Below are 9,323 nucleotides of genomic sequence, written 5' to 3' on the forward strand. Positions count from 1 at the left end.
CACAAAATAATTTACAGGCTCAATAAGAATGTCGCCCGAAGTTTTGATTTTTATATTTCCTGTTGGTCAAAGGAATGGCTAGGTAGACGATTGATTGAAACACACAATTCTTTGGCTCACTCCGTTCGCCTTTCTTTTGCCATCTTATCTTTCTACTACATGTGTATTATCCTCTATCTCTATCCTTATACCTGTGTCACTATCTACATATCTATATAGATAAATAATTAGCTATTTTCTTTATTACTGATCTATCTCTATCTACGCTTACCTATGCCTATCCGTATAGTATTATTGTTATCTATCTATATAGATTTCTACATTAATAGATAGTTATACATGCTTTTTATCTCTATCTGATTGGCTTTTTATATTGATAGTTTTCTACATTTCTATATAGATAGATTGCTTGTATATTTACTCGAACTATATATCTATATGGATTTCTATATTTCTATAAGTATTGGTGTATAAGTGTTTGCCAATATTTGTTTTTATCTCTATCACTTCTTATACGTTTGAGGATTTTATTAAGCCGCGCATCTATATCTCTACGCTTACCGAGACTTGGGTGTACTTGGGTATTCCGAGAGTTTTCGAATATATAAATATATCTTCTTAGAACATTCTTATATTACTTATTCTCGGAAATGTAGGCGCGGTTCACTTGGGTTTTTAGAGATTCTTCTCATGTATCTTTCAAACCGACATAAATGCTATCGTATTTCTTCACGGTTTCGCGTATTTCGCATTTTAGAACTTAAGATGATTGCTTTTATATCTTGCGCTTAAAGTTGCTTAAAACGCTCTAAAAAAGCGAAATAGAGTAGAGTTATAAAAACGATTAATTCACACCAAAATCAGCTTTAATTGCCTGAAGGAAAATGCCTAAGTATTAATTTGGAAAAATTCCTTAAAAATCAAATGCCTATAATTGAATTTCTGTGTTTGTTGTTGGCTTGTGGACTTATGTTGTTGATTAGCCTGATTTTTAACAAATTTTGCCTGTTTTTAAGCTATTTGGGGTTACTATAATGGGCATATGTCTTAAATGAGTCTCTAATACATGCTTACTGTATTTATTGTTTTAGTTGCCTTGTTTGTTATAGCACTAATGGTTAAGACGCATAACGAGAGAAATAAGGCGGCAAGATTAAGCCGACTTTCATTGAAAGCATCTGAGGCTTTGGTAAATGCATCTATGCATAAGATGAGACTTGCCTCAATGTCTCCAGAAGAGGCTTTTATTGAAACTCTAACCGATGAAGAACGTGAAATATATTTCAGCCTCACAACTGCACTTGAGAAATTAACTTTTAAGGTTGATATTGCAGGTAACAGAATTAAGAAACAAAGCAATGGCGTTAAACAGATCAACAAACTACTAAATGCTTAAAATTATAAATATGCCTTTTGTATTTTTGGAATTGTCGCTACTAATCAAATTGAACAAATGAGGTGACTTATGTTGATCATGATTGTTGGAATGGTGCTGGTAGCGTTATCTGTCTACCGCGGTGTTGCCCTGAGTAAGTATTTACATAGCCCGTCGGTATCGCACTCAACCAGTAGTCTGTATATGCAGGAGATGGTGGTCACGCGAATTAAACAGGCTTGGTATTGTGTTGTAGGTTTTACAGGATCAACAATGATTGCGATGGGAGTGGGGTTAACTTGGTTCATTTAAAATAAAAGGCTAGCTTATTGCGAGCCTTTCTTTTCTTCATTGTATTGATCGCCTTGTTTTCTATAGGCATCAATTTTCTTTCGAATTTGCTTCATGGCAGCATCATTGAATTTTACTCTTGGATCTTGTTCACCAAATAAATCATCATGAATAGCCATAAAGCGAATACTTGCCACTTTCATTTCGTGACCATCGGGATGTACTTGGTCAGTATCTTCAAAAGTTATAACAAGTAAAGGATCGTACTCGCCTTTAACAACGCGGGCGTGATACATATTTAGATAGTATGGAACAGAATTTCGTACAGAAGCCATGTTTTTGATTCTACCGTAGCGTCTATCGCTATCTTCTATGTATATATCGATGTAACCTTGCTCTCGCCAAAGCTCGATTAGGTTAAAGATGTCTTCTTCGTAATCCTCAATGTCTTCAATAGTGAAGCCTATATGTTGACTGATTACGAAGAATAGGTCGTGCAATTCTGCGTGGGAGATGTATTTTCTTTCGAGTTGTTGATCAGGTTGTGGCATCCCTTTTCGTGCGTTCCTTGGCCGCTTGAAAGGCTCTGCGAAGGTTGCGTCTTGTTTCTTCAGGTGTGCTGCCAGTGATTTTTGTACCACCGAAGCCTTCACCCATGCGAACAAGTTCAACAATTGCAGGGTTTACGTTTTGGTTACTCATCTTGTTCATAACTTTTCTCCATGAGGAGACTGTTGTTAAGAGATGGCTTACAAATATAAATTTGTGCCATTTCGCTTTATAGCTTTAATAAACCGCTTAAATAGTCGGTTGTTTAGTAAATCCAGAAGGCTGCAACCTTATTGATTCACTTATGCATAAACGCATATTGATAATAAATTTCTATCGGTCGACCCAGAAATTTCTAAGTTTGCATCGTTTATTTTATGCTTTTACGCATAATTTGCAATAGCGAATATTTCAAAATGAAACTATCCCTATCTAAATTAGAAATGAAATTTCTATGTAGAAATGTAGATATATAGAAATCTACAGATATTTTAAGCCATTAATTTTTAATGTTTATATGTGAATTTTTCTTTTAAGACTTCAAAACAATCTTGATCAATTTCTTGTTTTTGATGATTAAACTTAAAAACATAATGTTGACCGTTCTTTTCATATTTAGCAAAACCGCAACTTACTTGGATGTGAATAGATTCGTTTGTTTCATCTTTATCCATTTTGTGAGTAACAGAAGCACCTTTTCGCTCATACGCCAGCAAATCAAAGAATTTAGCCATCGGTGTTCTTTCGTTTGGTGTCATTTTGAGTCTTACTAAATAATGGTGCAGGGCAAGATGTGATCTGCATATCAATCCGTTGATCATCCACGCCCTAAACAAACTATCGGCTTGCTTAAGGTTAGATTGACTGGTTGCCAGTTATTCCCCTGCATGGGCAACTCCGCGCGACATTAATAAATGTTTTGACTAATAAAGTCTCATCAGGCACGGTTGAATGGCTGCCTAGAATGGGCTCGAACCAGTGACCAACGGATTAACAGTCCGCTGCTCTACCTACTGAGCTACTACGCAATATAGTTATATAATTATATGGATTTATAACTACTTATCTATATAGAAATATAGAAATCTAAATAGATAAAAAATGAACCATACCGGGTTTGCCGGAGACCTTTTTATTTAAGTTAGGCCACCTGACCTAACGGGTTAATCTTATCATAGTACATTGCTTCAAACTCAAAAGGCGATACATAACCCAGTGCACTGTGTACACGCTTTTTATTGAACCAATCTACCCAGTTTAGTGTCGCAAGTTGTACATCTGCTAAACCTTGCCAATCTGCTTTTAGATATTCAATCACCTCTGTTTTGTATAAGCCATTCACCGTTTCAGCCAAAGCATTATCGTATGAATCACCAGTCGTACCGACTGATGCTCGTAAATTTGCTGCTTCTAAACGATGGGTATAACGAATGGAAAGATATTGCACACCTCTGTCGGAATGATGAATCACATTCTTTGGCATGCCTCGATCATGCAATGCTTGCTCTAATGCATCGAGCACTATATCTGTATTCATTCGTGTAGATACTTTCCAGCCAACAATTGCTCGTGAGAACACATCAATAATAAAGGCGGTATAGACCCAGCCTGAATGAGTTTGAATATACGTAAAGTCACTGACCCACAGTTGGTCAGGATGATCAGCAGTAAAATTACGTTTCACTAAATCATCTGCTCGTTTTTGGTCATCTCGGCTACGGGTGGTTTGTTTGTTCTTACCTCGCCAAACACCTTGTATACCTAGCTTTTTCATTAATCGAGCAACAGTACAGCGTGCAATAACATAACCTTCACGTTTCAGTTGTTGCCAAACTTTACGTACACCATATCGACCTGAACTTTCTTTCCAAATTCGTTTAATTTGTTCAGCATGATGCAAATCATGTAGATCTCGCTTTGCTCGATGTTCTGGGTTTTCAGCAATATCTAGTGTTCGATAATAGGTAGAAGCTGAGATCGGTAAAATCCTACAAATCGCCTCAACACCATATAACGCCTTATTGTTATGGATGAAATCCACCATTATTTGTGTGGGCGGTCGAGCTCCGCCTGGGCGAAAAAAGCGGCTGCTTTACGCAGAATTTCATTGGCACGCTTTAATTCTTTGATTTCACGTTCCATTTGCTTCATTTTTTCTTGATCAGAGATCTGTTGTACTTTGATAGGATTTTGCTCATCTAAATGCTTTTGATGCCAAGCACGAAGTGTTTCAGGAGTACAACCAATCTTAGGCGCAATAGCTGTGATCGCAGCCCAATTAGATGGATAGTCTTTTTCAGATTCAATCAATAATTGAACCGCTCTTTCTCTGATTTCAGGGGTATATTTTAATTTGGTCATCGGAACATTCTCTCAGAATACTGAGTCTCCGACAAACCCGGTACGGTTCATGATGTAGATTCTGATACATCTACTTCTAAGTACTTGCACCTTACTAAAACTCGCAATCCCACATACATCAGTCGCCGATGTTGTTTAGTTTTAGATTTTTTACCAATGATCATTTTTTCCCAAAAATGTTTAGCCTGCCAATTTTTAATTTCATAATTTGTAAAGATGTCCATAAACTCATTGTAAAAAGGTAGATGTACGGAATTTTTCATAATGGACTGCCCAGCAAATAAAAGAGGATTATAGTCCGTGGATTTATAGTCCTCAATTACTGATATTACTGTTTTTTATACTTTCCAGTAAAAATGACAGCGTTAGCAGTAAAGATTGGGAAAATTATTCGTCAGAAAAGAACCGAATCAAGCATTACTCAAGAATCATTAGCTTTAAAATGTGAAATAGATCGTAGCTATTTAGGGCGTATCGAACGTGGAGAAGTCAATCTGACAGTAGATAAGCTGTATCAAATCGCACAGGTTTTACAAATTAGCCCCAAAGACTTATTACCAGATTAAAATAGTTTTTTGAACGACACATTTAGTCGCAGAACCTATTATTTTTCTGATTGGCTTAGTTTTAGAATTTTTGTTTTGCCAAGTACTTCCTGTACTTTAAAATCATCATGCAAAACTTTATACAGAGCCTAAACAATAGAAATTCAGCCATGAATGGCACAACTAGCTTACTAGTTCTACCACTCATACTTTGACTTACAATTAAGCAGTTTGTGGCGTTTTGGACTTTTCGATAAAACGCCCAAACATCAACCCAATCTCAAAAAGTAGCCACATCGGAATCGCCAACATTACCATACTAAGAGCGTCTGGTGGCGTAATAAACATCGAAACAAAGAAACAGCCAACAATCACATAACGTCGATTTCGAGTCAGTGTTTCCACGGAAACTAAGTTCACCAAAATCAATAATAATGTCGCTACAGGCACTTCAAAAGTTACCCCAAAGACCAAAAATAATTTCAAGCAAAAACTCAGATAGCTATTAATATCAGTCATTGGTGCAACTGCCTCGGGTGCTGCATGTAAGAAAAATGCCAACACTGCAGGTAAAGTTATAAAGTACGCAAACGAGATACCAACATAAAATAATACAATACTTGATACGAGCAATGGTACTGCAATACGTTTTTCTTGCTTATACAAAGCTGGCGTGATGAAAAGCCAAATCTGGTACAGAATGTATGGCATCACCACGATTACTGCGATAAAAAAGCTGAGCTTAAATGGTGCCATAAATGTCGTGGTAATATCCGTGGCAATCATGGTCGCATCTGCAGGAAGCTGTAAACGCAAAGGCTTTGAAAGCACTTCATACAAGTCATTGGCAAATGGAATCATGCTAAAGAATGCGGCAAAAACCGCAATCAATATCCGCATCAAGTATTTACGCAGTTCAATCACATGCGACATCAATGGCATAGACTGCAACGGCTGATCACTTTGTTGAGTTTGTGAAGAAGCCATCATCTACTCTCCTATACTTTGTGCAGGTTGTTGAGCAGCTGGATTACTTTGCCCTTGTTGCGCTTTTGTACTCGCAATATCTTCAGCACTCTTTCTCATTTCAACCAACTGCTGTTGCATATCTCGTTCTACTGCACGGATTTGATCAAGTTCACGCTGAACTTGTTCTTTCATCTCGAGCAGATTGAGCTCCTTCTCAATATCGTGCTGCACGCTATGCATTAAGCGTCGAGCTTTTCCATACCATCGCCCTACTGTACGCATTGCTTGTGGTAACTTGTCAGGACCAAGCACCACAATAGCGACAATACCAAACAGTAAGATTTCACTAAATCCCATATCTAACATTGGTTAAACCACCTTTATGCCAAATGATGAAAATTACTTTTGCGTATGTGACGCATCTCGAACGGTATGACTAGACACATCAATCACCGAAGTATCTTCGGCAAGTAGTTTTTGATCTTGATCTTCATTTTTTACTGAATCTTTAAAATCCTTAACCGCACCACCTAGGTCACGACCCAGCCCTTTGAGCTTCGATGTACCAAAAAGCAAAACAACAATAATCAAGAACAATAAAATATGCCAAATTGATAGACCTGCCATTTCACAACCCTCACCTAAACAAAAAAATAACTTAAAATAAATACTACACCAAAGAACTTAAAAATAAATAAAAAATTAAAAATAAATTATTGTGTCGTCAAATTTTAATCAACCATAATCAGGAAAATTAATTCACACTTTTATTTTACAAGTCTTTATCTAAAACATATAGTAACTGATGCTTATTGAGCTTAACTACAGCTTTAGCTGTATACAATCGAGGATCAACGCATGAACAATACAATACTTACCACCTTATTATTTGCTTTATTATCATTAAGTTGTGCAAAGGCAAGCGATAGTGGCATATCACACAACACAAAGTACACGACTACTAAAAGCAGTATTATAGACAGCCAAAACCCTCCGAAAAACAATCAATCAGAAGGATATTCAAAAGCATATGAAAGGTGCATATCAGACCACAAACAAGGATTCAACCTTGCAGTAGATTGTACGCAAAAAGAATTGGAAGATATTAATAATAAAATAAATAAAATAAATAAAATATTAGATAATAAAAAACCTCACATAAATAAAAAAAGCATTCAATCTAAATATGAAAATTATGAAAGAATGATGTGCAATGATTTAATGAATACATCAAAATTGACTAAATCCAGCTCAATCACACGATCGCAGTGCAAACTTTCACTTCGTCAAAACTATTTAGATAATTTACAAAATATACTTTCACCACAGCGACTAGAATAACCACCAGAACAATAACTGAAACGGTGTTACCCCACTGTGGTTGAGATCAAAAACTGAGCTCAACCACGCATCTTATAAATTCCCAAAACGAATCAAGCAAATTTATGCAACAGCCGCTTCACAGTTTTCAGACTTCATTGCAGTGACTGTTTCTTGCGTCTTCAAGGTGTCAGTCACATCAACAGGCAAACTCCAAACCCGAACATTGGCTGAATTAATCTCATCAGTAATTGATGGCATCCCTGAATAACGTTCTGGATAAGTAAAATCTGTGCTGTTATCAACTGAAATCATCGTTGTAGATTGTCTTGAGCCATCAGCGGTCGTTCCAAGTGCAGGTAATGACAGAAGGTATGGTGCCCCTATTCGCTTATCATAAAAAATTTGCGAAACATTACTAAAATACTCATATTTGACTTGATTTGGGTTTTGATTACTACCTTGAATACCATCATTATGAATGGCGTACTGTACCGTTGAAGCATCTTGATAGTTTTTTGCATTAAGACGAATACCAGCAGAGATTACAAAATCCAATTTAAACTCGGTATTTTTTAGCTGTGCCATGCGATACTTATCTGTAGTCGTACTGGCAACTGCGTAGTCCAAACAAATATTTATCCCAAATGGCAAGCCTTCAATTAGTTCATTATTAAATGTGGTGTCCAATAATTGACGACCATAATCATCAAAGGCTTGAACTTTATCAGACGAAACTCGCTGGATTTTTACCACCAGCTTTTCCTCTCCATTTAAAGTACAAACATGTGCATAGTTCTCCAGATCAGGATTACTGGCATTATTACCAAGTTCATCCCCTCGATCACATCTTCTATCACCAATGAAGTCAATCCAAGACACAGTGCGTTTTGGCCAAACCATATATGCAGGGCGCTGATGCTCATCATTTAAAGACAGATTATGCACACATACCAAATGGTTCGTTGCTTCTAATATTGGATTTTTATCGGTGCTGGCATCACTACCATCTTTGTTAAAAATATTTACTGATGGCTTTAACACTGCGATAGTTCCTGGGAGAAGTACCAGTTTTCCATAATCACATTCAGGAAACTTAGCAATCAAACTACGGACTTTCTGTGTGACGAGTTCTAAAAATAAATCTGCAACTACCAAGACTTCATCCGTATTCAAAAAATCAGTCCAAGGCACATTCCAATAAAATTCTGGAGCAGTAAAAAAGGTGACATCATAGTCTTGTGGTGGGCGCTCAGCAAAAGCAGTCAACATCCCTCGGTACAACAATACAAAACGATGATCGACCGAGCGCTTGACATAATCTACGATACTTTCCCAAGCCGTTTCAGTACCATCTTTATTGGTCACCAAAACTGAACCTGCTGTACCTTTACTTACTTTGCGACGTGCACGTAATTGCACAAAAGAATTATATTCAAAGTTATAGATCCCCACATTCATTTTCACCGCATCTGGACTAATGATCGGCTCAGTACCTTGTTCGGGCTCAGTCTTTTCGCCTTGATCTGGAATTTGCGGTGTTGTATCTGGGTCAAACGGTGCAATCGGTATCACCACATCCGACTCAACCTCACCACCACCTCCGCCGCCACCACAGCCCGTAAGCATGGATACCGCAGGCAAGGTCATTCCCCCAATCAAAATAGAGCGTCGAGTCAAGGGAGTATTTAAAATTGATTTTTGTAAGTTCACTTGTGGCTGTGCCATCATCATTTCCTCTAGGTTGGATTAAAACCGCTAAAACCGCCTAGATACATACAATATCTATACCAATTTTATAAAATATGTAGAAATTATGAAAAACTTTGATTTTTTGAGCAAATAATCGCCGAAAATGATATTTATTGGTTTTTCTCTAATTTTGATAATACTGATCCTAGCCAAAATAATGG

Annotated in this window: 12 protein-coding genes, 1 tRNA gene and 1 other annotated feature; of the genes, 4 read left to right on the top strand and 9 right to left on the bottom strand. The window is 37.0% G+C overall.

The window, feature by feature from the left end; all coding sequences use genetic code 11:
• Nucleotides 1–1,066 precede the first annotated feature (1,066 nt).
• Nucleotides 1,067–1,396, top strand: coding sequence for a hypothetical protein (locus AC056_RS17460; RefSeq protein WP_002123631.1), 330 nt, complete (start codon nucleotides 1,067–1,069; stop codon nucleotides 1,394–1,396).
• Between the two features lie 69 nt (nucleotides 1,397–1,465).
• Nucleotides 1,466–1,687: a hypothetical protein gene (locus tag AC056_RS17465; RefSeq protein WP_004832966.1), complete on the top strand. Its 222-nt coding sequence runs from the start codon at nucleotides 1,466–1,468 to the stop codon at nucleotides 1,685–1,687.
• A 14-nt stretch (nucleotides 1,688–1,701) separates the two neighbouring features.
• Here AC056_RS17465 and AC056_RS17470 read toward each other — a convergent pair whose 3' ends face one another.
• The 5 genes from AC056_RS17470 to AC056_RS17485 form a co-directional block, all read right to left on the bottom strand.
• Nucleotides 1,702–2,217 (bottom strand): hypothetical protein, encoded by a 516-nt coding sequence (locus tag AC056_RS17470; protein ID WP_002123634.1) that lies wholly within the window; start codon nucleotides 2,215–2,217, stop codon nucleotides 1,702–1,704.
• The gene (locus tag AC056_RS19620; protein WP_002123623.1) at nucleotides 2,204–2,377 is read right to left on the bottom strand and encodes a hypothetical protein; all 174 of its coding nucleotides are present in this window, start codon (nucleotides 2,375–2,377) and stop codon (nucleotides 2,204–2,206) included. Before AC056_RS19620 ends, AC056_RS17470 begins: the two co-directional genes overlap by 14 nt.
• 344 nt (nucleotides 2,378–2,721) lie before the next feature.
• Complete coding sequence (locus tag AC056_RS17475; protein ID WP_004832969.1) at nucleotides 2,722–2,973, bottom strand: hypothetical protein; 252 nt, start codon at nucleotides 2,971–2,973, stop codon at nucleotides 2,722–2,724.
• A 194-nt stretch (nucleotides 2,974–3,167) separates the two neighbouring features.
• Nucleotides 3,168–3,243 (bottom strand) — tRNA-Asn (locus AC056_RS17480).
• A 113-nt stretch (nucleotides 3,244–3,356) separates the two neighbouring features.
• Nucleotides 3,357–4,576, bottom strand: a protein-coding gene (locus AC056_RS17485; RefSeq protein ID WP_109850681.1) for an IS3 family transposase whose coding sequence is annotated in 2 segments (ribosomal slippage) — nucleotides 3,357–4,300 and nucleotides 4,300–4,576 — 1,221 coding nt in all. Because the reading frame shifts where the segments join, the coding sequence is not laid out codon by codon here.
• Nucleotides 4,185–4,301 (bottom strand) — a sequence feature (AL1L pseudoknot). Its footprint overlaps the gene before it by 117 nt.
• Before the next feature lie 356 nt (nucleotides 4,577–4,932).
• Here AC056_RS17485 and AC056_RS17505 point away from each other — a divergent pair.
• Nucleotides 4,933–5,142, top strand: a complete 210-nt coding sequence (locus AC056_RS17505; protein WP_002123499.1) for a helix-turn-helix domain-containing protein — start codon at nucleotides 4,933–4,935, stop codon at nucleotides 5,140–5,142.
• A 201-nt stretch (nucleotides 5,143–5,343) separates the two neighbouring features.
• On the opposite strand, the gene tatC is transcribed toward AC056_RS17505, so the two are convergent.
• From tatC to tatA, 3 genes are read right to left on the bottom strand one after another with little or no spacing between them, the layout of a single operon-like run.
• Complete coding sequence (gene tatC, locus AC056_RS17510; protein ID WP_002123494.1) at nucleotides 5,344–6,111, bottom strand: twin-arginine translocase subunit TatC; 768 nt, start codon at nucleotides 6,109–6,111, stop codon at nucleotides 5,344–5,346.
• Nucleotides 6,112–6,456 (bottom strand): Sec-independent protein translocase protein TatB, encoded by a 345-nt coding sequence (tatB, locus tag AC056_RS17515; protein ID WP_002123497.1) that lies wholly within the window; start codon nucleotides 6,454–6,456, stop codon nucleotides 6,112–6,114.
• A 33-nt stretch (nucleotides 6,457–6,489) separates the two neighbouring features.
• A complete protein-coding gene (tatA, locus tag AC056_RS17520) occupies nucleotides 6,490–6,717 on the bottom strand; it encodes a Sec-independent protein translocase subunit TatA (protein WP_002123495.1) in 228 nt (75 codons plus the stop codon).
• Between the two features lie 231 nt (nucleotides 6,718–6,948).
• Between tatA and AC056_RS17525 the strand changes: the two genes are divergently transcribed.
• On the top strand, nucleotides 6,949–7,431 hold the full coding sequence (locus AC056_RS17525) for a hypothetical protein (RefSeq protein ID WP_004740156.1): 483 nt from the start codon (nucleotides 6,949–6,951) through the stop codon (nucleotides 7,429–7,431).
• 102 nt (nucleotides 7,432–7,533) lie between these two features.
• On the opposite strand, the gene AC056_RS17530 is transcribed toward AC056_RS17525, so the two are convergent.
• Nucleotides 7,534–9,141 carry a hypothetical protein gene (locus tag AC056_RS17530; protein WP_004832976.1) on the bottom strand — a complete coding sequence of 536 codons (1,608 nt, stop codon included), beginning with the start codon at nucleotides 9,139–9,141 and terminating at the stop codon, nucleotides 7,534–7,536.
• Between the last annotated feature and the right edge of the window lie 182 nt (nucleotides 9,142–9,323).

It is taken from the genome of Acinetobacter genomosp. 33YU (assembly GCF_001990725.1).
Lineage (GTDB): Bacteria > Pseudomonadota > Gammaproteobacteria > Pseudomonadales > Moraxellaceae > Acinetobacter > Acinetobacter seifertii.